This window comes from Blastocatellia bacterium (assembly GCA_025055075.1).
In the GTDB taxonomy this organism is placed as follows: domain Bacteria; phylum Acidobacteriota; class Blastocatellia; order HR10; family HR10; genus HR10.
Genome location: JANWYV010000010.1, coordinates 1 through 25,474, shown reverse-complemented (window position 1 = coordinate 25,474; position 25,474 = coordinate 1). Strand labels below are relative to the sequence as shown.

The following is a 25,474-nucleotide window of genomic DNA, read 5'->3' as shown; positions in this document are numbered from 1 at the left end:
AAATTCCCGGCATCGGTGGCGTGGCTAATCGTTGCTCCCAGGCCTGTGGTCGAAAGAATCTGACCCTTGAAGTGGAAGTATTCGGCCACAATACTTGCATTCCAGGCTCCGCCTGCTGCCGTCACTAACCCAGTGATGAGATGGGGGAAGATGCCGGGCAGAATCAGCAGTCGCCAACGATCCCACGCGCCGAAGCGGAACACGCTGGCGGCTTCCTTCAAATCCGTGGGGATGGCCATGGCGCCGGCGATCACGTTGAAAAGGACATACCATTGCGTTCCCAGAAGCATGAGCAGGATCGAGCCCACACTCAGTCCGCCTCCCAGATTTATGAGCATGAGGAGCACAACAGGAAACAGCGCGGTCGCCGGAACGGAAGCGGCGATCTGCACGAGCGGCTGCGCCACGCGCGCCAGTCGTGGATTAAAACCGATAGCCACGCCGACCGGGAGAGTCCAACTCACACCGATGAGCAATGCCACAGTGACTCGCAGAAAAGTAGCGCCCGCACCACGCATGATCTGGGCCATCTCTCCGGTAGTGAGTCGTGCCATCTGCGATGCGACGTGCATTAGCCCGTACGCAACGGCGGTCAGCAACACCAAGGCCAGCGCACGCACAAACCACATCCGCCACGCCGAAGGTTGACGCTGTTCTCTAGGTGGGACCTGCCGCGCAAAAAACAACGTCAGGCGCTCAGACATAGGCGCAATGGTTTTGCGGTTTATGTAAGCGAGCGCCCGCGAGCCGCGTAACACATCCAGCACAAGCGAGTGTGGCACACGGGCGCTTTCTACCTGTTCGAATTTAAACTTCTCCGCCCAGGCGATGACCGGACGCCACACCAATTGATCGAGCAACACAATGACGCCGATCATCGCACCCAATCCCCAGAGGATGGCGGACGTATTGCCAGCGTCGGCTGCCGTCTGCAAATAAGAACCAATACCAGGAAGGCGAAAGTCGCGCTCGCCCAGCACGAACATCTCGCAGGCCATGAGGAAGAACCATCCACCCGCTACCGACATCATCGAGTTCCACACCAGCCCAATCGCGGCATACGGCAATTCCAGTTGCGTGAACCGTTGCCACCAACTGAAGCGATAGATGCGGGCGACCTCGTACAGCTCGCGCGGAATGCTCTTGAGCGAGGCATAGAAGCTGAACGCCATGTTCCACACTTGGCCGGTGAAGATGAGCAGGATCGAACCCAACTCGACGCCGAGTTGACGGTGCGGAAACAGCGCCACCATGGCCAGCATCACGCCGGGCAAAAAGCTGAGCACCGGAATGGACTGCAAGATGTCGAGCAGTGGGATCATAATGCGTTCGGCTTTGGCGTTGTACGCCGCAATGTAACCGTAAATGAGCGTAAAGGTAAGACTCAAGACATAGGCGATGGTGATGCGCAGAAGCGAAAAGGCCGCATAGCCGGGCAACGCCGAGGGATGGAGCGAAATCTCCACCACTGGCGTCACGCGGCCAAACCAGGTGCGGGCGATGCTAAGGACTGCATAGAACAGCGCCAGCCCCGCGCCGAAGATAAGCAAATCGATCCAAAATGACCACGTGCGTTCCGAGATGATGGGTTTGAGTAGTCTAAGCGGTGTCATAAAAGCAGCGGTCAGTAGTACAATGAACAGTGCGCTGATGCGTTTCGCTGTCCACTTATTGCTCCGTTAATATAAGTCGTCCCTTCTCGGCATCGTAATCGAAGATTTCGGCGTAGCGACCCCAATGAATCGCTGTGTCGAGTTGCCGTTGGCTTTCCTCTTCGCTGAAGTGCTCCTCCAAGATGTCCAGGAAGAAATCATCGGGCAAGGCATGATCGGATTTGGTGCGAAGTGCATGTTCGATCTGCTGCAGGAGACGGACATGCTGGAGCGCCGCCTGGCGGAAGAGAGCTTTTCGGGTGAGAATGTCAGCTTCGGCGAAGGCCTGACCCTCGGGTGTGATCTCCACATCGCCTTCTTGAAGGTTGACGAATCCCAGTATCCCCGCGGCCTCGACGATCGGCAATAGATCATCCACTTCCATGATCAAATCGGCCGCAAGGCGATGCAGATCATCGCGCCCGCCACGGTCGAGCAAAATCTCCATTAAGCCAGCGATGCCGCCCGGTCGCGCGTGCGGCAACATCTGATACTTCATTGTTGGAGGTTCACTGACAGCTGCCTGCTTGGCTTCGGTTAGCAATTGTGTCGGCTCTTCGCGAGGTTGGGTGAGGATCTTGTAAATGTAGTCCACCAATTCAACGAACTGAGCCGCCTTGCGGTCGCGCGGGTGAGCCAGTTGAACCTCAAAGTCGGCGCGGATGCGAGCCGGATTGCGGCTCAGCACGATGATGCGATCAGCCAACAGAACGGCCTCCTCAATGTTATGCGTAACGAGGAAGACCGCGCGCGTTGGCATCTTTCGATCCAGCCACAATTCTAACAACTCGCTGCGGAGGTTCTCCGCCGTCAGCACATCGAGAGCCGAGAACGGCTCATCCATGAACAGCACTTCCGGTTCCACGACCAACGCCCGCGCGAATCCGACGCGCTGCTTCATCCCGCCGGACAGCTCCTTGGGATAAGCCGTCTCGAATCCGTCCAAGCCGACCATGTCGAGAATTTTCAATGCGCGCTTGCGCCGCTCGACCCTGCCGAGGCCACGCGCCTTGAGGGGAGCTTCGACATTTTCCAGCACGGTCAACCAGGGGAAAAGCGCGAAACTTTGAAAGACGATGGCGGCATTCGGGCGCTGACTATTGAGCGGCTGCCCGTGCCAGAGGACCTCGCCGGCGGACGGCCGCACTAATCCCGTGAGAATTCTTAGCAGCGTGGACTTGCCCGAGCCGGACGGACCAAGAAGGGCGATGATGCGATCTGGGTAAATGGCCAGATCAATTGGGGCAATCACCTCGATACGACGTCCGTCCGGTTGAAGATAGAACATCTCCACCGCGCGCGCTTCGACGATGGGATTCGGTGGTGTCCTGCCTCCTCGCTCACGCTCCGTCATGGCGTCCGATGACCGAAAATCACATTTCTCCCGGCGAGCGATCAAAGGTCGAGCTTACGCTGTCGTCCCCATCTGCCTCAACCGCTATCTCCGATCTGCCGAGAGAATTTGAACAGGTCTCGTGAGTTGTGCGAACGCATCTCAGGCCAATTGATCCCGATCAGAGCCGGCTCACCAAAAGCCATAAGCTATCTCTGAAGTTCGAGCGCACGTAGCCGCCGTGCCTCGCAAGACGACAATATTGCTCCGCCTACGATTTCCTCCCTCGCGCGACCCAAAAAAGCCAGAGGAGAGCAACGAGCGCGCCCGAACCGATGGCCAGCGGACGGGGGATCCTGGTTGAGATCCAGGCCCATTCTTCGCCCAAGAGATAACCCATGGCGATGAACGTCACCGACCAGATGAATCCTCCCGTATAAGCGAAAGCGGCGAACACGGGGAGTCGAAGTTTGACAACTCCAGCTACTATGGCGATGAGATGGCGGACGCCCGGTACAAAGTAGCCCAGCAGCAAGCCCCACTTGCCGATGCGATCGAACCACTGCTCGACACGATCCACCTCTTCGATCCTGAGGCGAATGAGATGTCCGTATCTTTTGATCAGGTAAAGACCAATCGTGCGGCCCAATCCATAACTGACGGTGATGCCGCAGACGCTGCCGAGAAACGCTGCCGCCGCGGTGGGAACAGGACGCAGGTCGCCTTTGTAAATCAGATAGCCAGCGAAGGTAAGCACGCCTTCGTCCGGAAAAGGAATGCCGACGACGCCCAGCATGAGCAGGGAAAAAATCCCCACGTACTCATGTCGCACCACCCAATGAAGCACCGGTTCCACACCCGAAGGAATTTTAGAGCTGGTCCCAAGGCTCGTCAACACGGATCCACAGCGCGCACATAGTTAGACGACTCTACGGAGATACCCACAGGCCGATGACATCAACTTTGCCGAATCCAATTGGCTTGGCGGCGCTCACGAAATCGTTGGCGAGCCTCCTATTGGTCTCACTTCGCGTGACGGCAAAGGCGCGTTCCAACAATCGCCCTTAGTATGGTTCGACGACAACGTAAAACGTGTTTCCCCCTCGATTCACGAGCAGCAGCACCGAGTTCTTTCCCGCCTGCTCGACAGCGCGCTCAAACTCGCGGACGCTGGTGACAGGTTGGCGATTCACCTCTTGAATCACATCGCCACGTTGTAAACCGGCGTCGGCTGCCGCGCTTCCGGGTTCCACGTCAACGATCACGACGCCGCGCATCGAGGCGGACAGGCCCAACTGCCGGGCCACCTGCGGAGTTAATTCGTCCACGCTGATGCCATCGAGGGCGCTCGACGGCTCATTGTCCTGGTTATTGCGAGACGGTGGTTGGCTGGGCAATTCATCTAACCGAACTGATACCTCTCGCTCCTGGCCATTGCGGAAGATTTTCAGGCGCACAGTGGTCCCCGGGGCCATTTGCGCGATCTTCAGTTGCAGCTCCCGACTCTCGTGGATAGGCTGGCCACTGAGTTCGAGGATAATATCGCCTCTGCTCAGGCCGCTCCGTGCCGCTGGGCTGTCGGGCCGGACATCGGCCACCAGCGCCCCGCGCGCTTGGGGGAGGCCAAACGCCTTCGCTATCGCGGGGGTCACCGGCTGAATGGTCACACCGAGGTAGCCCCGGATCACCTTTCCATGCCGAAGGATTTGCTCCATCACCTGACGGGCCATATTGATGGGAATAGCGAACCCGATGCCCTGATTGCCCTGGGCGCCGCTGGAGAGGATCGCCGTGTTGATGCCGATCAACTCGCCACGTGCATTGATGAGCGCCCCGCCGGAATTACCCGGATTGATGGGAGCGTCCGTCTGGATGAAGTCCTCATAATCCTCAATCCCCAAGTTGCCGCGTCCGGTGGCGCTGACAATTCCCATGGTCACCGTCCGACTCAGACCGAAGGGATTGCCAATCGCAAACACAAGATCACCCACTTGAACCTTCGAGGAATCTCCCAGTGTGAGCGTCGGTAGATTGCCGGCATCAACTTTCAGTACGGCCACGTCGGTTTTCGGGTCGGTACCCACGATGCGCGCTTTGAGTTCGCGGTTATCGTCCAGGACAACCTTAATGTCCGTGGCGCCCTCAACCACGTGGTTGTTGGTGAGGATGTAGCCTTCAGGGCTAACGATGACTCCGGAACCCAGGCTCTGCTCGCGTCGCTCGCGCGGGATGCTGAACGGGAACCGATCACCAAAGAATTGCCGGAAAAAGGGGTCGTTGAACAGCGGCGCCCAGGGACCTGCCCCCGGCGTGCGAACCATCTTCGATGAAGAGATATTGACGACCGCAGCCATCGCCGGCTTGACGATGGGAGCGAAGGTCATGGGCAGCGGTGCATGACCTTCGCCCCGGGCTTCATGTGTCGCTATATACAGGGGAACCACCCGCGCTGTATATAGCGGCAATCCCTGGTTCTTCGCCGTGATCAGCGATCCCGCCACGGCACCCACAACCAGTGCCAGGCCTAGCCCGACCGCTCCCACCCACATTCGGATTTTCATCATCTTTCCCCCTGCCATTTTTCCAACCTCCTTGCGGTGATTTCTCCGCTCGACGGCTCTCAGATCGAGCGGCCTTCGCTGTGTCACGCTTGATTCGATGGCCATGTCGGTCAATCAAAGCAGGTGATCCTTCCGGGGCTCTCGTGGCGATTCCACTTTGAGATTATTCGTCACGCTCAACGCCAACGTATCCCCCCGGACGATCGTCTCGGCCAATTGCCGCTCGACCGGATCGCTGACCGTACCTTCGAGAATGACGTTTCCGTTCTCGACGATGATGTGGATCGGCGGATAGGGTTGGAACGCATATCGCTCGAACACCGGATCATGGTAGATCAGCCGAGCGATCCGAATGCGCAGTTGATCGTCGAAGATCGAAGTGGGGAGAACCTGAATGTCGTTCCGCACCTCCTTTACGCCCGGGACTCGCGTTGCCAATCGCTCGTAATCGCTTTTGCGCCACGGCTCGCGCACCCATCCTTTCAACGTCACCACGCCATTATTCACGTCCCCCGTGATCCAATCAAAGATATCGTAGAAGGCATACGTGCGGATGTTTCTGGCCACGGCGTCGGCGATCTGCTGATCGGAAAGGCTTTCCGGTGAGATGCTCAAATGGTTCTCTACATTGGCAACGTCATCCACGCTGCGCGCGTCTTTCTCGGCTTGCTGTTTCTCGGCCAGGCTGCGCACAGTTCCCGTGAGCGTCACGACGCCATCCTCAACCGACACAGCGATGTTGTTGTCTCGCTGCAAGTGGTGCTTAATGAGCCGGCGCTCCACCAGGGTTTTGATCGTCTCATCCGAGAGGCGGTTGCGACTCTGTTGAGCCATCGCCAGAACGGCGCGCGTGCCGAGACTCACGGCAGTTAAGAGAACGATCATCGTCGCCTTCATTGCCCCTTTCATACGGCTGCCTCCTTCGGTGCGAAATTCCTCGAGTTCCATTCAGAGTGGGGGACCCTTTGGGGGCTTGGCGCCTCGGGGGTCCCCCGGGGTTGCAGCTTACGGTTTGCTCTTCTTAGCGGGATGGGCGGCTGGGCGGAGGTGAACTTCGTGCGCGATATTTCTCCCCCCTTGCTCAGCGTACCTCACGGTGGCCATCATCCCGGATTTGATCGCCGAAGGCTGGACAGGACGTCCAGACTCGGTGAATTTGGTTTGGTCGTCATAGGCGATGGTGATGGCTTTGCCGCGCTCCATCAGCGTCAGGGTCCTCGCGTTGAGATCCACGGTGCTGATTTCGCCTCGCGCGGTTCTCACCTTCGCTTGTGTGGGATGCTGGGCCTCTGTTCTCCCCGGCGCCTTTTTTTGGGACGCTCCCACAGCACCGGACAGGACAAAGGCCAGAGCGACGACGTTGGCGAGCACGAGAAGCTTTCTCATGATTCTCCCTCCTTGTTGATGTGGTGTTTCATATTCCCGCTTCTCCTCTATGCAATTGTCATACCACATCGGCGCACGTCGTCGCCCGAGGCGGAATGTGCGGAAAAAGTGAAAGTTAAGAGGACTCCAGCAAGAATGAGTTCCGACGGGGGAGTGCGGCAATTTTGCGTCGACAAGCAAACCCGCCACAGAGATGACGAGTTAATCATCCCAGGCGAGAACCGGAAATGGGATTCTCCTCAACTCCGGCCGGCGCTGATGACGACCGTCATCTCCCCGCTTCAAAACAGGCGGGTGTCTGGATTCTGCAATGCAACAGACGGTGAGAGGCGCTCACCAGCTATTTCGATTCCCCCCCTCGCGGTCGCTCAGGCCGATGTCGAAGGCGACGATGACCAGGAAGAGACTCAGGGCAACGATCGCTAGTTCGTAAAGGAAAAGGAGATCGCCTCGTGCGACAAAGAAATAGGCGATTCCGCCTAGGATGAGCAGCGAGAGGATCCCCCACAAACTCAGTCGCTGTCGTGGTTCCGATTCCGGCATAGGCTCCTCACAACAGGTGGAATTCGACGTAGATCGTCCCTCGCCAATCCATCGGATTTCCTCGGGCGTCGCGCGCGGGGACGAACTGGATCTTCGTGGCCGCTTCGATGGCCTTCTCATCGAGGCCGTATCCTAATCCTCGAATGACGCGGACCTGTTTGATCCTCCCATCGGCGCCGAAGGTAGCGCTGAGGATGACGACTCCCTGAATGCGATTTCGCCGGGCTTCCTCCGTCCATTCCGGCCTGGGTTTGAACGTGATGATGGGGCGGCTGGTGACGTCTCCGCCGCCGATCCGAGGCGCGCCTCCTCCTGTATTCCATCCTTCTCCCGGGCCATATCCGACGCCTCGTCCAGGACCGACACCACCTCCTTGACCTGCTCCGATGCCGCCACCCGATCCTGGTCCCGATGAGGGGATGGATGAGTGACTCGTCGGATCGCCAAGGGGGAGGCTGAGGTCGAGCTTTGGAAGAAGTTCTGGTTGCGCCATGATCGTGGGCAGCACGGGAAGAGAAGGCTCTTTGATCTCGGGGGGGTGAGGGCTCGGAGCGACAATGGGCGGCTTCAGTTCAGCCTTTGGCAGCTTGCCAAAAGAAGGTGGTTGCGCCTCCTTTCGTCCTCCCCCGCCGCCACCGCCGGCTCGCACCCGCTGCCGCGGCGCATACAGTGGTGGTGGAGGCAAAGGTTCGACCAGTGTCACGGTAGCTTGGGCAATCTGGGGTTCCAGGTGATGGGGGATGGGCCGGTGAACGGCTTTCTCTAGCGACACGACGGCAACAATCGCAACCACGGAAAGGAGCCATCCAGCGAACAAGATGCGCTTTCGTCGCTGATCCGGCTCGCTGCTGCTCAGGAGGAATCGGAGATAGCTCTGGGGATCGGCGCGAAATTCTTGCCAGTGATCCCGCAAACCCAGCTGAAGTCTTTTCCACAGGGGCTCGGATTCCGCGCCCAAGAGGGCTTGAAGAAAACCCTTCGGGTCCTCGCGAAAATCTCGCCAGCTTTCTCGAAGGGTTCGGAGGAATCGAGCGCCGAAAGATTCGGACTCAAGCGTCTCGAAAAGTTGAGCGCGTTCCATAACATGCCCTCCCGTTCCGAAACCGGCAGGGAAGCGTCGTCTCCCTGCTGACAGATGAGGCAATTCTTATCGGGAAAACGGCAGGTGGTGTGCGATCAGGAGAGGATGACGGGAGGGCTTCTCTCGCTCCAGGGGTGTGGGAAAAGGAACCGGTCTGACCTCCGGCGCCCGGCCTCAGCAGTCAAGGGCCTCAAGGGCGGAGGGACGAGCGATTGTATGGCGGCACCGTGAGCGAGGGGCGCTCGGAGAGATCCCGCGGTGAGATCGGTCTCCTTCGGAATAGGGCCGAGCCGGTGGCCTTCATCAGGCAGTTCTGAGGAAAACGCGCGTTCGCTCGCTGAGGCGATGAGAGTAGGCTGATTTGCCTGAGAAATGGCGCGTGTCTCGTTCGCAAAAGCGTGCGGGATAGCATGCGCCGCGAGGATTCCACTAATCGCCACGGGGAAGAAGGAACCTCGCCATGTCCACGCTCTGAACACAAAAACCAGATTATCATATCTTGTGAGCCTCAACAAGGCCCGCTGCCACGAACTAGTGTTGTCTTCAGGCGAAGGCTTGAGGTAAGCTATCGAAGCGGCGATGGAGTCCGCCGTGAACCGCCTCGACGGTTGGGCGAGGCTGATGACTCCTACTTGGGGACGTCCGAGTAGGAGTTTTTATTTTGGAGTCGGCGAAAGGGGGGTCAGGGATGACCTTCTTCTGTCCGAGCTGTTGGCGAGAGGTGAATGCTGGCTTTGACACCTGTCCGAGCTGTGGCACGAACATCAACCGCTATTCCCGCTCAACGCCGTATGTGGAGAAACTCATCTCGGCACTGCAGCATCCGGAGCCGCAAACGGTGAGGCGCGCCGCATGGATCTTAGGTCGGTTGAAAGCTCGCGAAGCCGTTCCCGCTCTGCTTGGCACGGGGGAGCGAACGCGAGATCCTTACGTGATCGAGTCGGTGATCGAAGCACTCGGAGAGATTGGCGATGAGCGCGCGAGAGTTCTTGCGACGCTGCACGGTGCAAGGGGCCGTGCGCGTGAGGAGAGCGGCAGAAGAGGCATTCGCACGGCTCATCGCAGGAGGGGATGAGCATGCTCAATGAGCATCAGCGACGTCGCTTAGAGGTGAGCCTTGGACTTTTCGATCGGGCTCTCTTGGAGGTGGAGCGACTGTATTTGTCCGCGGACCTTCCTCAAGGTGAGATGTTTGAGGTGACGAGCGATCTCACGCCCGAGGAGCGGGCGCGGATTCGGGCGACGATCGCGCAGATTCGGGATCTGTTGCAACGGTTTCGCGAGCGGTTTCAGTTGCACCCACAGCGCAGGGACGTGCGCAGTCTGTTGCGGGGATATTTCGCGCATTTCTGGGCCGTGCTCTCGGATTGTCGGGCCAGCAAGCTGCGGGGATATGGCGAAGTCGCTCCTCAGTTGGGGCAGATGCTCGATCCGGAGATCGAGGCCCTCCTTGTCTTGGTCGAGCGCTTGGAGCGAGTGATCGAGCGTTGAGAGAAGGATGTGGGCTGAACCCAGCGGCGTGCCTCATCCGATTATGCGAGCGAGCAGGAAGGCTGTAGTCGCCGCCAGACTACCGATGAAGAGCGTCTGCAACGCACTGCGCCACGGGCGAATTCCCGTCAGCCGTCCTTTGACGTATCCGAACAGCAGAAGTGCCAACGGCGTCACGAAGACCGAAACTCGAAGAGCGGTCCGCAGTTGATCCAGCAGGATGTATGGGAACAAGGGGATGAGGCCACCGACGATGTAAGCGAGCCCGATGGTGAACGCGCTCTTTCGCGCGCGCACGGGATCGGGAGGCTCGAGCCCCAGTTCGAAGCGCATCATGAAGTCGACCCATCGGTCGGGATCGGAGCGAATGGCGGCGACTAGCGGAGCGATCTGTTCGTCCGTGAGCCCATAGCCCCGGAAAATTTGCGCGACCTCTTCCGCCTCTTCCTCGGGGATGCGCTCGGTCTCGCGTCGCTCGCGCATTTGCTCGGCCAGGTAGTGCTCGAGATCGGTCTTGGCCGCCAAGTATCCTCCCAGTCCCATGGCGATCGCGCCGGCTGCGATCTCGGCCAGTCCCGCCGTCACGACGACGCTTGTCGAGGCTCCGACACCTGATAGACCGGCCGCCAGCGCGAAGGGAACAGTCAATCCATCGGCCATGCCGATCACGATATCGCGGATCGTTGGCGTCGCTTGAAAGTGTCGCTCGACGTGCGGAACGGTGGGCATCGCGCACCTCCTGAAGCTCATGCGCGCGGACGTTCTCCCGCGTCCGCTTGGAAGCGGAAGATGAAGTAATCCGAGTAAAGATAGGGCAAGCGCACGCACGCGCGCGTCAGTGGAGAGCGAAGCGTGAGACGTTCGGCCAGACTCAGGAGGAACTGGAGGCGTTTCGTCTTCGGATACACGTTGAAGCCAGGCAGAAAGGCCTCCAGGGTGAGTTGGTGAGCCGCCGCCCACTGCTCGATCTTCGTCCACGAGCGGCCCGCCAAGACGCGAGCGCCACCCGTGAAGAGGTAGGACGTCGGCGCTTTGCGCAAACAGGCCTCAGCCGCCGAGAGGAAGAGCAGCATCTCCGGCACGGCATAGATGGGGTCAGTGACCACGATGTCATAGGCGCCCCGCAAATCTTCCGGAAGTGGGCGTCGCAGATCCACGCGACGGCAGACGATGCGAAGGCGATGCTCCCCAGAAGCGGTTTCGATCAAATGCAAGACCTCGGCATCGAGGTCAAGGACAGTGATCTCATTCGGGAGGAGCCATGCCAGAGCCACGCTCACGAAATCGTCGTCGCCGAGACAGAGGATGCGGGTTTCCGCTCTCGCGTAACTTCGGATGAGCTCCGCTCGCTTCACCGTCGTGGATGGCGTGCACGGCAATTGGTGAAGTGCGTGCGACTTGACACGTAAGCGCTTTTGCAGCGACGCGATCGTTCGCAACAGCTCCGGCTGCGGGGGCGTGGTTTCTTCCTGCGTTCGCTGGAGGAAGATCTCCATTTGGGCGAATAGGGCGGCCAGCAGCGCTTCGTTTTCCGTCTCCACGAACGTTCGGATTTCGTGAAAGACGCGATGGAGCCTAAGCCCTTTGGCGAGGCGTTTCGCCCGCGTGAGGGCGACATCCGCGTGGGAGAATTCCAGCCTGTGCTCGAAGGAGAGACGGTCGGGCTGAGAGGGCGTCCTCGCCGAAGAGGGCGAGGAGCGAGGGGAGATCTCTCGTGCGTTCTCGCCTGGTGATCCGAAGGGATCCGAAGCAGGAGAGCAAGCGTCTCTCGGCGTGAGCCTCATCCTCATAAGCGCTTCGCCATGAGATATGCCCCCAATCCGATGAGAAGGATACCCATCCCTTGCATCATTCGGCGCACCCTTGGCAGAGGGAGCGGATAACGATGAAGGATTTCGCGAAGTACAGCGAACCAAAGGCTGACTCCTGCGCTCACGCCAAGAGCGAAACCAAATCGGTGCGCCGGAAGCGCGATCGTTGGAAGCTTCGTCCGCAGAGCGAAAGCTGTACCGATCCAAAAGGCCGCGAATGCCGGATTCGAAAGGTAGAGCGCGCTTCCCAAAGCCACTCCCGCCAGAGCCCCTCGCACGCCTCGTCGGCCTGTAGCGACTGCTGGAGAAGTGCGGCGCGGAATGAGCAAGGAGGCGCCGTATCCTATCAGGAGCATGCACGCGGCGATCTCCACAGAAGGAGATGGGAGGAGACGCCCCCACGCCGTCGCAGAGAGAGCTGCGAAGGCATATCCACCATCGAGAAGCGCCACGATCGCTGCGAAGGCTAGTCCCTGGCTCTCCTCTCCGCGGGACGCTATCACCGCGAAAGCCGCGTTGATCGGTCCAATTGGCATTGAGGAGACGAGTCCAATGGCCAACCCCAGACCTATCCATATGAAGAGATCGTCGCTCATACGGTGAGCGCTGATCATACCGCACGCTCACGGGAAAGCTCAAGGGGACTCATCGCGAGATTCCCTCTAGGGCAGAGGGCGACGGTCGTCGGAATCAAGCGAGCGAGGCGATTTTGTACCCTCTTGCCAAAGCGCCACAGTGACGATGCGCGCCGCGGGAGCTAGGCCGACGCGGCTTCTCCGGTCTAACGCCCATAATGTGAAGGTGATGAGGTTTCCGCAGGGCATCAGAGCGCTCGCGCCACTCGCCTGGCACGTAAGTTGCTACGTCCCTCCATCGGGAAGGTGGGGAGAGCACGGGCGGCGGAGGAGAGTCGGGAGAGGAGAACATGACGCCCCCGCTCTTCTCTCGAATGCGATCTTCCGCCGCCCGTCGCAGGATGGGCGAAGGTGGGGTGGATATTCGGAGAGTCGCTTGGCGACTCTCCTTTTTCTGCTTTGGAGGTCAGCGATGTTCATGCTTCAGTTCTCCTCCATCGGCTTGCCGGAGCTGCTCCTTATCCTCATGATCGCGCTTTTGCTCTTCGGTACGAAACGGTTGCCGGAACTAGGTAGTTCGCTCGGCCGCGCGATCAGCGAGTTCAAGCGCGGGCTCTCGGAAGAAGCGCCACGGGGGAAGTTATCGGAGAACCCGGAGAGAGCCCCTCTTGACTCTACCGAGAGGCGCTCCGATGCTCCTCCATCCTCTCCTTGAAGAGAAGGTGTGGCGAGATGGAAGCGTGCGCCAGAAGTGCCACACTCAGTCCCCCAGGACGACGCGTCGGGTGCGAAATTAACCCTTCGAGAGACCGGGCCTTAGCTTACGCAGGGAGGTGCTCGACTCTCGGCACATCATTTGCCTTTCCCAAATGGTGGCTCGTTGAGAGCCAAAATTCTGTGAAAGGAGGCAGGATATGTCGAAGTGGTGGCAGACGCTGGCAATCGCCGTACTTCTGACCTTTGGTGGATCGGGAGCCTTTGCTCAAGCTACGTCGCAGAAGGCCACGAAACCAGCGACGAAAGCGGCGGCTGCTCAGACGAGTGGTACGGCGGCTGGGCAGACTCACGCTCAAACTCCAGAGGCGAAGGAGACGAAGACAAAGCGGGCAAAGGTGAAGAAGGCATCAAAGAAGGCTCCGTCCGAATCCACTGAGACGCGAAAGCCGCAGTAAGCGGCATATCCTCACATTTGGGGCGGAGGGACGAGCCGGTTCCTCCGCTCTCTCTTGAGCGCGGGGCATGCACGAAGGACTATGCGCGTATATGGGGGAGCGAAGACTCTCGCGGTGGCGGTGGTGAGCGCAGGCGTCCTGCTGGTGGGGCTCGCGCTGTGGATACGAGGGAGAGGATGGCATTCCGCCCCTCGAAGCGAGGGTTCTCAGCCAATGGCGACCGCTTCTCCGAATGAGGCGGAGCTTTCGCCCTCCAGGCTTGATTTTCAGCGCGCGCTTGAGGCGCTGGATGCTCTCTTGGAAGCACTGGATGAAGGGGATTGGGCGCAGGCGCGCGAGCGCTTTGCCGAGTTTGAGCAAATCGTGCGAACACTTCCCGCGCCAGATTTGGAGCATCCGGAAATGTCGTTCGCTTTGATGGATTTCTTCCACTTGTATCGCGTACAGCTTGAGCGCGCGCTCTTGACCGAAGACGCCACGGGAGCCATCTTCGCGTGCAATCAATTGGGAGACATCATGTGGGACTTGCGCGCTCAGTTCGAGCGAGCGCCAGTGCCTGAGCTGGGGCGTCTTCACTATCTCGGGCGCGATCTCCGCTATTGGAGCGAAGTCGGCGACGAGAAGATGGTTCGTCTCCGTGCTCTCGGGGTAGAGAAGACGTGGAGCGATGTGCGCCCCATCATCGCAGCCAGTGGGGAAAAGGCATTGATCTCGCGTTTCGATGAACTCCTCGAACGACTACACACCGCGCGCACCATGGAGGACTATCGAGCGATCGCTCTAATGCTGGAAGAAGCCATCCATCAGCTCGAGGCGCAGTTCGCTCGTGAGCGTGAGCCGAGATGAACAGTGCCGGATGCTTCGTACCGGATCGTTCGCTTCGCAGGCGTGAGCGGAAACGAGAGCCCGTCTCGTTGACCTCACGTCGGACTTCTGAGGGGCACCACGCGACGCGATACGGGGGCTCGGCTCGAGCGTGCGTCGAAAGAGCGAGCGTGCCGTGAGGGAGTATCTGCTCGCTCCGAGCTCACGTTTCGGAGGAGGCCTATGCGAGTCATCCTCGCCGACATTAAAGGGCACGACGGGTTCGTGGCCAAGGATACCGTTGCCGGAGGATACGGCTCTCGATTTCGGGGGACCTCCTGGACGACGCGCTTCGTGGAATGGATGCTCAAGGTCTACAACAACGTGCCGAGCATTCAGCTCGGTTACCTTGCCGCGATCTTCGCCCAAGCCGGTCACGAGGTCGTGATCTCACGAGGGGAGCTTCCTCCGGGAGATCTGGCGTTAGTTTTGACGTCAATTGTGGATTTTCGGAATGAGATTCGCTGGGCGGAGGCGGCTCGCCAAAGATACGGGATGGCGGTCGGTTTCTTCGGGACGTTCGCCACGTATGTCGCGGAAGCGCTCATCGAGCATGGGGATTTCGTCATTCAAGGGGAGCCCGAGCAGGCGGCCTTGCGTCTGGCGCGGGGGGAGAGTCTCCGAGGCCTCGTCGTCAGTCCTCCCGTGCAGGACTTGGATCGCCTGCCTTTTCCCCGATGGGACGTGTTCCCTCGCGGAATGTTCGGGCACGCCGTGGAGCGCCCGTTCGGGTTCACGCGCTTGGCTTTCCCCCTGCTGTCGAGTCGCAGCTGCCCGGAGTTCTGCACCTATTGTCCTCATCGCATCGTGGCGTCCTATCGAGCGCGAAGCCCGGAGAACGTCCTAGAAGAGATTGCCGCGTTATGCCGGCAGTATGGGCGGGTGTATCTCGTTTTTCGCGATCCGATTTTCACCTATGATCGGGAGCGGGCGCTTCAGATCGCGGAGGGCATCCTTCGCTGGAATCTGCCCGTTCGGTTCGAGTGCGAGACGCGACTTGACGATTTGGACGAAGAGCTGATCGGTTGGCTCTATCGGGCAGGCTTGCGCTCGGTTCGATTTGGCGTTGAATCGGTGGATGCCCTCACGCTTAAGCGCGTGGGACGGCGACCGATTCCCTCGGAGCATCAGCGAGAGATCGTCTCGCTCTGTCGGCGAAAAGGAATCAGCACCGTGGCCTTCTACGTGCTCGGCTTCTTAACGGACACCGTCGAGACGATTCGGGCGACGATCGAGTATGCCGTGGCGCTCAACACGACGCTGGCGCTCTTCAAGATCCTGACGCCCTATCCCGGCACGCCACTCTACAAGCAGATGGCCTCGCGCATCGTTGAGTCCGATCTGGAGAAGTTCGACGGCTACACGCCGACGTTTCGCCATCCGACGCTCACGCACGAACAGTTGCGGTTTCTGCTGGAGACGGCCTACTCGCGTTTCTACATTCGCCCATCCTGGTTGTGGGGTTATCTTCGGTTGCCGACATCGGGGTTGTTTGAACAGATGGTCGCATGGGCTGACGCCTATGCGAAGCGTCGGCAGTTGGAGATAGAGGCGGCGCTCTTTCCCGGATGACGCGGAGGAGGCCACCCGAAGTGATCCGCACGATTGCGCGATATGGAGTTCGGCAAGCGCCGGGGGCATGGCAGCGAGCACTGAAGGCGCTTTTAACGGGGCAAGGGGTGCGCGGTCCGGCCATTCGCGAATTCGAGCAGCGATTCGCCGCGTATCATGGTCTGCGGCATGCGATCGCGACATCATACGGGCGCATGGCCTTTTACTACATCCTGCGGGCGCTGGAGTTGCCCGAAGGATCGGAGATCCTCATCCCGGCGGTCACTTTTTGGGTGGTACCGGAGATGGCTCAAGTGGCCGGACTGCGCCCGATCTTCGTCGATGTGGACCCACGCCACTACACCCTCGCTCCTCAAGCGCTGGCGAGGGCGCTGACGGAGCGGACGCGCGCCGTCGTCCCCACGCACTTATATGGCCACCCCTGCGACATGGAGCCCATCCTCCGATGGGCCGAGCGGCACGACGTGTTAGTCATCGAAGACTGCGCTCACGCACTTGGCGCAACCTATCGCGGTCGCAAAGTCGGGACCTTTGGCCACGCCGCTTTCTTCAGCTTCCAGCTCCTCAAAGGGCTGAACACCTACGGAGGGGGAATGGCTGTGACTGACGATGACGCGCTCGCCCAGCGTATCCGGAGTCTGGCGGAAGCCGAACCGTGGCCGTCGGCGATCTCGGTTTTGGGAAAGCTGTTGCTCGGATGGCTGCAACAGGTCTTTATCAGCCCGCGCGGCTTCACATTCACGCTCTTTCCGCTCTTCCTGATCGCCTCTTTCCTTGGGGACCGGGATGTCTCGGCCTTTCTTTGGGAGAAGATTCGTCGGTTGGATCCGCTTCCCACATCCTACCGCCGTCGGTATAGCAATGCGCAAGCCCTGATCGGCTTGGCGGCTCTGGAACATCTGGAGGCGTGGAATGCGCGAACCCGTGAACACGCGCAGCGGCTGAGCGAGGGATTGGCAGGGATCCCCTCGTTGGACCTTCCGCGTCCACTCCCAGACACAGAACCGGTGTTTTATCAATATTGCATTCGCGTGTCCGATCCATCCGCTTTGACGCGTCGGGCGATTCGACGGGGCGTTGACATTGAGATGATGCATGTAGACATCTGCTCCAAACTCCCACTCTTTGCTTCGGACGCGCGCCCATGTCCAGTGGCCGAGACGGCTGCCGAAACGCGACAGCTACCCGTTTATTCAGGGCTGCAGCCGCGCGATGTGGAGCGAATCATTCGCGTGATCAAAGAGATCAGCTACGATCTCCCGCCGCTTCGGGTCGGTGCCGGAGGGGTTCTCGCCCATGGATCCTCGGGTTGAATCGTACATTCGCGCCTATGGGTATTGGGGCATTTTCCTCTGGGCTGTGCTCGGGGGTGAGGAGGGCCTCGTCGTCGCCGTGTGGTTGGCGAAGAAGGGACTTTTGAATCTTCCGGGCGTCATAGCGGCCGCGGCTTTGGGGGGAGCCGTGGGAGACCAGATTTATTTCTACCTCGGGCGCCGATACGGGTGGAGACGGCTGCAGCGCTCGGCGCGCGGCCGACGGGCTATTGAGCGGGCGCAGGTGCTGCTGGCGCGTTATGGACTAGGTGTCGTTGTCGTTTCGCGCTTTCTCGCCGGATTGCGCATCACAATCCCACTGGTGTGCGGGATGCTGGGGATGTCACCACTGATCTACAGCGTCCTGAATTTCCTGAGTGCCCTGCTGTGGGCATCCTTTTACGGAATAATGCTCAATTTCGTCTGGTCCGTTATCGCTTCCTCCGAATGGCGCGTCTGGGTGGCCGTCGTGGTACTGGCCGCCCTCACGCTCATCCTGCTGATGCGATTGCTCTGGAGACGTCCGGCCGGCGCCCCCTCGGCGATGAAGGATCATGTGGGGATTGATTCTGGCTGATCTTGCCGGCCGTCCGGTTCGCGCTGCTCTCAGTATCGGGAGCATCACCCTCGGCGTGGCGCTCATTCTACGAGACGCTCGCGCGATGCCTACCTGACGGAGGAGACGCTAAGGATGGCGCTTCGTGGGAGGTCTCTCAGGAGTCTGCGCTCGTTCGCTCCAATGGAATGCCAAAGCGCTCCGCCATGCGGTAGAGCGTACGCCGGTCAATGCCAAGGATCTCGGCGGCACGGCTTCGATTCCCATGGACGGCCTCGAGGACGTAGAGCAGGTAGCGCCGCTCCAATTCGTCGAGCGAGGGCAGGTCGTGAAAGAGCGTCGCCTCTAAGGATGCAGAAGCGTGCCCTTGTCGAGGGGAAGGCACGGCAACGCGGATCTTCTCGGGCAGATCCTCGGGAACGATCAATCCCCCCCGCGCATGAATGACCGCGTATTCGATGCTGTTCTCCAACTCGCGGACATTGCCAGGCCAGGAGTAGGCTTTCAGCAGCGCCAAGGCCGCCGGAGAGAAAGCGAGCACCTGCCCGGTTTGCTGCGTAGCCCGTCGGAGAAAGTGCGTGGCCAGGAGGGGGATGTCCTCTCGACGTTCTCTCAAAGGCGGTACGCGCAAGGTGACGACGCTCAGACGATAATAGAGATCCTCGCGGAAACGTCCGGCTTTTACCTCTTCTTCCAAATCGCGATTCGTCGCAGCAATCACTCGCACATCTACGCGACGGGTTCGAGTCTCCCCCACGCGCTTGATCTCGCCCTCTTGAAGGGCACGGAGGAGTTTCACCTGGAGGGCAGGCGTCGTCTCGCTGATCTCGTCCAGGAAGAGCGTTCCTCCATCCGCCTCCTCGAAAAGGCCTTTCTTATCGGCGACGGCGCCAGTGAAGCTGCCCCGCGCGTGCCCGAAGAGCTCCGCTTCAAGCAACGTCTCCGTCAGCGCCCCGCAGTTGACGGCGATGAAGGGACCGTGCGCGCGCGCACTGTGCGTGTGAATAGCGCGGGCGATTAATTCCTTTCCCGTTCCCGATTCTCCGATGATCAGAACCGTCGAGAGAGTCGGCGCCACGCGGGCGATCTCTTTGTAGAGCTCAATCATCTGCGGTGTGCGCCCAATCAGACCCGAAGCCTCATAAGGTTCCAGCAGGCGTTGCAGGGCGCTCTCTTCTCGCACCGGCTCATGGAGTCGGAGCGCGCGACGCACAGTCTCGAGGACATCTTCGACCTTGAACGGCTTGGAGATGAAATCGAAAGCGCCGCTGCGCAAAGCTTCGACAGCCGCCTCGAGCGTCCCGAAGCCAGTGATCAGAATGACCTCCGTTTGAGGTGATCGGGTCTTGAAGGCCCTGAGCACGTCCAAGCCTGTTTGCGCCTCATTCAAATTCAGATCGGCGATGACGCAGTCAAAGTCCTCGCGCTCCAGAAGCTCCAATGCCCGTCCGGCCGAAAGCGCTGTTTGTACCGACCAATCCTCGACCGAGAAGAGCTCGGTCAGAAACTCGCACGTCTCGGGATCATCATCCACGATGAGAATCTTCTTCATATTCGCTCTCCGATGTTGAGCGTCGCGCCGTCAGAGTCGGGAAGGCCAATCGGACGATTGTGCCCTGGCCCGGCTCGCTGTGCACGGTGATCTCACCTCCGTGCTCCTTGACGATCTGTCGCACGATCGAAAGGCCGAGTCCGCTCCCGCGCTCATTCGCCTTCGTCGTGAAGAAGGGCTCGAAGATGTGAGCCAGGACATCCGGGCTCATCCCAATGCCCGTGTCCGCGCATTCGATGATGACTTTCTCCGTCCCTGCGACGAAGGCGCGAAGAGTCAGGCGCCCTCCCGCGGGCATGGCATCCAAGCTATTGGCGATCACATTGATAAGCACCTGTTGGAGCTGTTCGGGCGAGCCGAGGATCTCCGGGAGATCAGGAGCCAGCTCCAAACTCACTTCGATCTTGCGTTCCTGAAGCGTCGGCATGACGATCTCCACGATGGAGGACAACAGGGATTCGATGCGGAGCGGCAGATGTTCCCATCGTGGCCGTCGCGTGGCATCCAGCAAGCGACGCACAATGCGTTCGATGCGTTCGATCTGTCCGAGGATGATGGTGAGTCGGCGAATGCCCTCTTCATCGTGCGTGCGGGTGCGCAGAAGCTGAATATGCCCGGAGATGAGATTGAGCGGGGTTCCGATCTCGTGGGCGAATTGCGCCGCCATGTACCCAGCCGCCGCCAGACGCTCCATGTGGAGGAGTTGTCGCTGAATCGCGAAGAGTTGGAGATTCGCCTCCTGAAGCTGCCGGTTTCTCTCGCTCAACTCTGCCGTCGCCTCGCGCACGAGCCCCTCCAGGCGCTGTTGTTCGGTTTCCAGTGCTTCCGTCATCTCTTGAACGCGAGCAAGGAGCGCATTCAATCCCAGGCTCAAAGTTCCCATCTCATCCTGAGAGGTCACCGGCACGCGGGCGCGAAGGTCGCCCGTTTCGGCATGGTGCATTGTGTCTAAGATCGTGCGAATGGGGCGATAGATCAATCGTCGGAAGAGAAGATGAAGGGCGACGGTGATTCCTGTGATGGCGACCAAAAGGGCGAGCCATGCGAGACGATTCATGCGCTCAAGGAGCGTCTTGCCGTAGGCCATCTCAGTGCGAAGGACGACAAAGCCAATCGGCTTGCCCCCACTCTCAATCGGAGCTCCGGCGGAAATGCGATAGCTCTCCCCTCGCACCGCCTCGAGGCGCGAGGCGACCTTCCCTTGCTGGGCCTCGCCCAGAAGGTCGAGCGGGACGGGCATCGAGGGGAGGTTCTCCGAAGTGCTCATGGGCACAGTGATGACTTCGCGCACGCCCGAGCGCGTCAGGCTATAGATGTGAATCTCGCGGATCTCGCTGTGGGCTTGCCGATAAGAGAGGGCGTCCGTGCGCAGCGCGGCCAGGTCCGTCTTTTGCTCGGAGGAGAGATGTTGTGCCAATTGCGCCGCCAGTAGTTCCGCTCGCCGCTGATTCTCTTCTCGGACCAGCGTCTCCATTGTCGAGAGGGAGATCGAAAGAAGCGCGCCGAAGATCAAGAGAACGAGCGCCGCGATTGAGAGCGCGACTCTCGCGTGAAGGCTGAGGTGGAAGGGCCTTTTCCACCTGAACTCGCCCATACGAGCTTCGATTGTAACAAAAACGCGCCGATCGTGTATAATTGAGATTTCAACGAAAGCAAGGGGGTGTCACCATGTCGAAAGACTGGCGTCGGATTCTCGTCAAACTCGATGAATATCGGTACATGATCCCGCGCACGTATAAGCCGGGCATGCAGACGGATGTGATCATCTTCGTGGATGAGGCGCTTCTGGAGACAGTGACCAAGGATCTTTCCCTCGAACAAGCGGCGAATTTGGCATTTCTGCCCGGCGTCGTGGGACGTCCGATCGTCTTACCGGATGTGCATCAAGGATACGGATTCCCCATTGGGGGCGTGGCCGCGACGGATGCCGAGGAGGGAGTCGTCTCGCCAGCCGGTATCGGCTTCGACATCAATTGCGGCGTGCGCTTGCTCCGTTCGGAATTAACGTTGGAACAGGTCCGTCCGAAACTGGAGAACATCGTGAATGATCTGTTCCATGCGGTTCCGGCGGGGACGGGGCGGGAAGGGCAGATCAGCGTCAATCGCGCGGAGATGGATAACGTCTTGCGCTTAGGCGCGCAATGGGCGGTCGAACAAGGCTACGGGCGGGAAGAGGATTTGGATCACATCGAGTCGCGCGGGTGCATTCCGGGCGCAAATCCCAAAGCCGTGAGCGAATACGCGCGCCAGCGTGGGGCGGATCAACTCGGTACCCTCGGATCGGGCAACCATTTCCTGGAGATTCAGTACGTCGAGGAGGTCTTCGATCGCGCGGCGGCACAAGCTTTCGGACTGCGTCCGGGACAGGTGACCGTGCTCATTCACACGGGCTCGCGCGGGTTCGGCCATCAGGTTTGCACGGATTATCTGAAGGTCCTGCGCTCAGCCATGCAGAAGTACAAGATTCACCTGCCCGATAAGGAGATGGCAGCCACGTACATCAAGTCCCCGGAGGGACAGGATTATTTGGGGGCGATGAACGCGGCGGCTAATTTCGCCTTCGCGAACCGACAGATGATCACCCACTGGGTGCGCGAGGTCTTTCGGAAGCACTTCGGGGACGATGGCGAACTTCAGATCGTCTACGATGTCGCCCACAATATCGCCAAGTTCGAGACGCATGCTATTGAAGGCAAGCCGCGACGTGTCTTGGTGCATCGCAAAGGGGCCACGCGAGCGCTGCCGGCTGGTCATCCGGAGCTGCATGAGACGTATCGCACCATTGGCCAACCGGTGATCATCCCTGGCGATATGGGGCGCGCCTCCTATGTGCTCATCGGTACGGCGGCCGAAGAAACGTTCGCCTCGAGCTGTCATGGCGCCGGACGGGTCATGTCGCGCACAGCGGCCAAGAAGGGGCGGGATATCAATCAAGTTCGCCGGCAATTGGCCGAGCGCGGCGTCTTGATCAAAGCGGCGAGCAAAGATGGCGTGTTGGAAGAAGTCCCTGAGGCGTACAAGGACGTGAACGATGTTGCCCGCGTCGTCGAAGCCGCCGGCATCGCGCGGCGCGTCGCCCGGCTGCGCCCGATCGGCGTGGTGAAGGGGTGAAACATGCATCGCGTGACAAGGTCATGAGCGAGAAGCTTCGACGCACTACGCTCATGGCAAGGCGAGGTCGGCGCAAGAGGAACGATGCTTAAAATTGGGGATCGAGCGCCTGATGTTGAACTCATGCGCGCCGATGGTCGGTTCGTGCGCCTGTCGGAGTTTTGGGCGCAGGGACCGGCCATTCTCGTTTTCCTGCGCCACTACGGCTGACCGTTCTGTCGCGAGCACGTCGCCGGGCTGCGACGCGACTATGAACGCTTTCGCAAGCAAGGTGCTGAGGTCGTCCTCATCGGCCAAGGCGACGTGGAGCAAACCCGTGCCTTTTGTCGGGAGCGTGCTGTGCCCTTTCCTTGCCTCTCCGATCCCGAGCGAAAAGCCTACGCGGCATATGGCCTGGGCAGCGGCACGCTGACTCAAATCATGGGACCGCGAGTCTGGTGGCGCGGACTCCGCGCGGTACAGAGTGGACATTCGGCAGGGAAGCCCATTGGGGACGTCCGACAGATGCCCGGCGTCTTCGTTGTGGATGAGCTCGGGATAATCCGGTTCATCCATCGGTATCGCGATATTGCGGATAATCCTTCGAATGAGCTTTTGCTGAAGGAGCTTGCTCGTTTAAGGGGGTGATGCGGAGGGCCCGAGGAACGAGCCCTCCGCCATGCTTCTGCTATCGCTTCAAGGCAAACGTGCCGTTTTCTCGACCGACGAGCGTGCCCAAGCTTCCAACGGGCAGGCCCGCAACGACCACGTCTAGCAATCCGTCATCGTTGAAGTCTCCAAGCCCCAGCGAAACCGGCTCCGCAATCGCTCGCAGACGTCGAACGGTCCGAGGCCGTCCTTGTTCGAAGCTGATGAACGTGACCGTATTGGCCGTGAAATTCGGAGCCGCCACACCCGCCGTGCCCTTGAAGAACTCGCCACTAATGACGAAGGTGGGTTGCTCGACCGATTCCACGTCCACCCGCGTGAAGCCCAGGCTCCGGCTCTTGCCTTGGGAAAGGAGGAGAGTGATCGAATCCGAGAGGAGGTTCGCAACGGCGATGTCCATCTGACCATCTCGATCGAAATCCCCCGTCGCACTGGCTACGGGATATTCGCCGACCGCTCGTCGTCCCGCCTCGCTGAAGTGGCCGCGTCCGTCGCCGCGGAAGAAGACGACTTCATTGGTCACGATCGCCGTCACGATTAAGTCGGGCGAGCCATCCAAATTCCAATCGGCGATGGAGACCGAGCTGGGTTTCCCATCAAACAATGGGATGGTCGCCAGCAATCGGAACGTTCCATCTCCGCGACCGAGGAGGATAGCCAAGTCAGCCGAGCCTTGCTGGGCGATCGCCAGATCGAGCGCGCCATCTCGATCGAAGTCTGTCAAGGCAACGGCGACCGGCTTCGTGCCAGGGAGCTGCACCTCGCGCGCCTTGCGAAACGTCCCGTCCCCATTGCCGAAGAAGATGGTGATGCTGTCCGACATCGAGTTCACCACGACGGCATCGGTCTTCCCATCACCATCGAAGTCACCTGCTTTCACATCCACAGGGCCTTGCCCCGTCGTGTAGGTCTTGAAACGTCGGAACGTCCCATCGCCGCGAGAGAGATAAACCAGCAACCGATTCGTCTCCGAGTCCACCAGAAGGATGCCCTTAGGGACCCTCGGCGAAGCTGCCGAAGACCCGCCCGCCCGAAGGGCGCTCGCCGCGATGAAGGCTGTTCCAACCGTGCTCGGACGCCCGCGACTGGTGACCGTGTCACTAGCTTGTCCACTGCTGCCGCTGCCGCCGTCACCAGGACAACCTTCTTTCTTTTTGCACTCTGCCGGTGGTTGTCCGCCGCCTGTGGTCAAGAGAACGGAATTCGTCAATGGTCCATGTCCGGTCACCATGACGACGACGGCGATTTGAACGCTGGAATTCGCCCCCACGCTTCCCTGGATGATGAGTTGGCCATTTTGCACGCTCACCCATCCGGGTGGGGTGGCCGAGAGGAATTCCATCCCAGACGGTAACTGTTCAGTGATCTGGAAGGTTTCAGGCCGATTCCCGGTATTGCGCACTGTGATCGTGCAGGTCACCGGCATTCCCGCGGTTACTGTGCGCGGTTCGCAGGTTTTAGTGATCGAGAGCGTACTGCCCCCACCGCCTCTGCATTCATTCTCGTACTCGCATCGAACCCCTTGGAAAGTGCAGCCTCTATCCGGAGGGATGAAATACTTTGTACCGATCAAGTATCCGCTTGAGCCGTTCGGACATTGACTAAGAGGGATGTCCTTCGGTACGGGCGGCGTCTGGGCCTTACCACCGCCGCATTGCCAAATTACCTCGCACCTACTCTTGCGGAAGGTACAGTCGCCTCTAAGAGTTCGATCCCTCTCGGCGAGGCAGATGCCTTCCCCATCAATGAGGGCGGGGTCGGGAGTTGTCATTCCCTGACCACCGGAGGTCGTGATTACAAAGGGTTGCCCGGCTGCCGCTCGGCCCCACCAATCAATAGCGAAAGTCCCATCGCCTCCCGTCGTTCGCTTGATGATGGCGAATGGAGCCCCACTGCCGCCGCCGCCTCCGCCGCCACCGCTCCTGCAGGCGTTTTCGTACTGACACTTAACGGCTCGAATTCGGCAACCCTGCGGGGGCGCAAATTCGTCTATGCGCAACCAGTATCCAGGCGAACCGTCCGGGCATGTACTAACGCGGATTGGCGTAGTCGCTGGCGTAGTCGTTGGCCTTTGGCTAAGGTCACACTCCCACTCCACCACACACTGACTGCTTCGAAATTCACATTCGCCACTCTAGACCTGATCTTGCTGGGCAAGTCTCATTCCTTCTCCCCTAAGGAGTTTGGGATCAGGATCGGGCACTACCCCGTAGACGCCAGATGTCGTGACTCTAAATTGCCCATTTGACTTTC

Annotated in this window: 24 protein-coding genes, 1 pseudogene and 1 riboswitch; of the genes and pseudogenes, 11 read left to right on the top strand and 14 right to left on the bottom strand. The window is 59.8% G+C overall.

Annotation, left to right across the window (positions count from 1 at the left end):
- The 8 genes from NZ746_03080 to NZ746_03045 form a co-directional block, all read right to left on the bottom strand.
- On the bottom strand, positions 1–1,613 hold a 1,613-nt coding region (locus NZ746_03080), incomplete at its 3' end, for an ABC transporter permease subunit (protein MCS6816346.1).
- A 55-nt stretch (positions 1,614–1,668) separates the two neighbouring features.
- Positions 1,669–3,006 carry a nitrate/sulfonate/bicarbonate ABC transporter ATP-binding protein gene (locus NZ746_03075; protein ID MCS6816345.1) on the bottom strand — a complete coding sequence of 446 codons (1,338 nt, stop codon included), beginning with the start codon at positions 3,004–3,006 and terminating at the stop codon, positions 1,669–1,671.
- Positions 3,007–3,256: 250 nt separating this feature from the next.
- Complete coding sequence (locus NZ746_03070) at positions 3,257–3,832, bottom strand: DedA family protein (protein MCS6816344.1); 576 nt, start codon at positions 3,830–3,832, stop codon at positions 3,257–3,259.
- Positions 3,833–4,049: 217 nt separating this feature from the next.
- A complete protein-coding gene (locus NZ746_03065) occupies positions 4,050–5,564 on the bottom strand; it encodes a DegQ family serine endoprotease (GenBank protein ID MCS6816343.1) in 1,515 nt (504 codons plus the stop codon).
- Between the two features lie 96 nt (positions 5,565–5,660).
- Positions 5,661–6,455, bottom strand: a complete 795-nt coding sequence (locus NZ746_03060; protein MCS6816342.1) for a BON domain-containing protein — start codon at positions 6,453–6,455, stop codon at positions 5,661–5,663.
- 96 nt (positions 6,456–6,551) lie between these two features.
- Complete coding sequence (locus NZ746_03055) at positions 6,552–7,001, bottom strand: hypothetical protein (protein ID MCS6816341.1); 450 nt, start codon at positions 6,999–7,001, stop codon at positions 6,552–6,554.
- 264 nt (positions 7,002–7,265) lie between these two features.
- Positions 7,266–7,475, bottom strand: a complete 210-nt coding sequence (locus tag NZ746_03050; GenBank protein ID MCS6816340.1) for a hypothetical protein — start codon at positions 7,473–7,475, stop codon at positions 7,266–7,268.
- Between the two features lie 7 nt (positions 7,476–7,482).
- On the bottom strand, positions 7,483–8,556 hold the full coding sequence (locus NZ746_03045; GenBank protein MCS6816339.1) for an energy transducer TonB: 1,074 nt from the start codon (positions 8,554–8,556) through the stop codon (positions 7,483–7,485).
- Positions 8,557–9,122: 566 nt separating this feature from the next.
- Positions 9,123–9,194, top strand: a riboswitch (Fluoride riboswitch).
- A gap of 50 nt (positions 9,195–9,244) precedes the next feature.
- Here NZ746_03045 and NZ746_03040 point away from each other — a divergent pair.
- Together NZ746_03040 and NZ746_03035 are read left to right on the top strand one after the other, a co-directional pair.
- A complete protein-coding gene (locus NZ746_03040; GenBank protein MCS6816338.1) occupies positions 9,245–9,631 on the top strand; it encodes a HEAT repeat domain-containing protein in 387 nt (128 codons plus the stop codon).
- The gene (locus NZ746_03035) at positions 9,628–10,047 is read left to right on the top strand and encodes a hypothetical protein (protein MCS6816337.1); all 420 of its coding nucleotides are present in this window, start codon (positions 9,628–9,630) and stop codon (positions 10,045–10,047) included. The genes NZ746_03040 and NZ746_03035 overlap by 4 nt, the downstream gene beginning before the upstream one ends.
- A gap of 33 nt (positions 10,048–10,080) precedes the next feature.
- Here the strand turns inward: NZ746_03035 and NZ746_03030 are convergent, their stop codons facing one another.
- The 3 genes from NZ746_03030 to NZ746_03020 form a co-directional block, all read right to left on the bottom strand.
- On the bottom strand, positions 10,081–10,776 hold the full coding sequence (locus NZ746_03030) for a VIT1/CCC1 transporter family protein (GenBank protein ID MCS6816336.1): 696 nt from the start codon (positions 10,774–10,776) through the stop codon (positions 10,081–10,083).
- Between the two features lie 17 nt (positions 10,777–10,793).
- On the bottom strand, positions 10,794–11,588 hold the full coding sequence (locus NZ746_03025) for a bis-aminopropyl spermidine synthase family protein (GenBank protein ID MCS6816335.1): 795 nt from the start codon (positions 11,586–11,588) through the stop codon (positions 10,794–10,796).
- Between the two features lie 245 nt (positions 11,589–11,833).
- Entirely contained in the window at positions 11,834–12,472 is a 639-nt protein-coding gene (locus NZ746_03020; GenBank protein MCS6816334.1) for a hypothetical protein, read from the bottom strand.
- Positions 12,473–12,905: 433 nt separating this feature from the next.
- Between NZ746_03020 and NZ746_03015 the strand changes: the two genes are divergently transcribed.
- The 6 genes from NZ746_03015 to NZ746_02990 all read left to right on the top strand — a co-directional run bounded on the left by NZ746_03015 (position 12,906) and on the right by NZ746_02990 (position 17,931).
- On the top strand, positions 12,906–13,148 hold the full coding sequence (locus tag NZ746_03015; protein ID MCS6816333.1) for a twin-arginine translocase TatA/TatE family subunit: 243 nt from the start codon (positions 12,906–12,908) through the stop codon (positions 13,146–13,148).
- Between the two features lie 199 nt (positions 13,149–13,347).
- A complete protein-coding gene (locus tag NZ746_03010; GenBank protein ID MCS6816332.1) occupies positions 13,348–13,605 on the top strand; it encodes a hypothetical protein in 258 nt (85 codons plus the stop codon).
- Between the two features lie 213 nt (positions 13,606–13,818).
- Positions 13,819–14,451 carry a hypothetical protein gene (locus NZ746_03005; protein MCS6816331.1) on the top strand — a complete coding sequence of 211 codons (633 nt, stop codon included), beginning with the start codon at positions 13,819–13,821 and terminating at the stop codon, positions 14,449–14,451.
- A 201-nt stretch (positions 14,452–14,652) separates the two neighbouring features.
- Positions 14,653–16,041 carry a radical SAM protein gene (locus tag NZ746_03000; GenBank protein MCS6816330.1) on the top strand — a complete coding sequence of 463 codons (1,389 nt, stop codon included), beginning with the start codon at positions 14,653–14,655 and terminating at the stop codon, positions 16,039–16,041.
- 20 nt (positions 16,042–16,061) lie between these two features.
- Positions 16,062–17,354, top strand: a complete 1,293-nt coding sequence (locus NZ746_02995; protein ID MCS6816329.1) for a DegT/DnrJ/EryC1/StrS family aminotransferase — start codon at positions 16,062–16,064, stop codon at positions 17,352–17,354.
- On the top strand, positions 17,338–17,931 hold the full coding sequence (locus NZ746_02990) for a DedA family protein (GenBank protein MCS6816328.1): 594 nt from the start codon (positions 17,338–17,340) through the stop codon (positions 17,929–17,931). The genes NZ746_02995 and NZ746_02990 overlap by 17 nt, the downstream gene beginning before the upstream one ends.
- Before the next feature lie 136 nt (positions 17,932–18,067).
- Here the strand turns inward: NZ746_02990 and NZ746_02985 are convergent, their stop codons facing one another.
- Together NZ746_02985 and NZ746_02980 are read right to left on the bottom strand one after the other, a co-directional pair.
- Positions 18,068–19,462, bottom strand: a complete 1,395-nt coding sequence (locus NZ746_02985; protein MCS6816327.1) for a sigma-54 dependent transcriptional regulator — start codon at positions 19,460–19,462, stop codon at positions 18,068–18,070.
- Entirely contained in the window at positions 19,437–21,056 is a 1,620-nt protein-coding gene (locus tag NZ746_02980) for an ATP-binding protein (protein MCS6816326.1), read from the bottom strand. The genes NZ746_02985 and NZ746_02980 overlap by 26 nt, the downstream gene beginning before the upstream one ends.
- 74 nt (positions 21,057–21,130) lie before the next feature.
- Here NZ746_02980 and NZ746_02975 point away from each other — a divergent pair, with 74 nt between their 5' ends.
- The 3 genes and pseudogenes from NZ746_02975 (at position 21,131) to NZ746_02965 (ending at position 23,200) form a co-directional block, all read left to right on the top strand.
- Positions 21,131–22,573, top strand: a complete 1,443-nt coding sequence (locus NZ746_02975; GenBank protein ID MCS6816325.1) for an RtcB family protein — start codon at positions 21,131–21,133, stop codon at positions 22,571–22,573.
- An 84-nt stretch (positions 22,574–22,657) separates the two neighbouring features.
- Entirely contained in the window at positions 22,658–22,783 is a 126-nt protein-coding gene (locus NZ746_02970; GenBank protein ID MCS6816324.1) for a hypothetical protein, read from the top strand.
- A 15-nt stretch (positions 22,784–22,798) separates the two neighbouring features.
- Positions 22,799–23,200 (top strand): annotated as a pseudogene (locus NZ746_02965) (redoxin domain-containing protein).
- Between the two features lie 40 nt (positions 23,201–23,240).
- Here the strand turns inward: NZ746_02965 and NZ746_02960 are convergent.
- Entirely contained in the window at positions 23,241–24,992 is a 1,752-nt protein-coding gene (locus NZ746_02960; protein MCS6816323.1) for an FG-GAP-like repeat-containing protein, read from the bottom strand.
- Positions 24,993–25,474 lie beyond the last annotated feature (482 nt).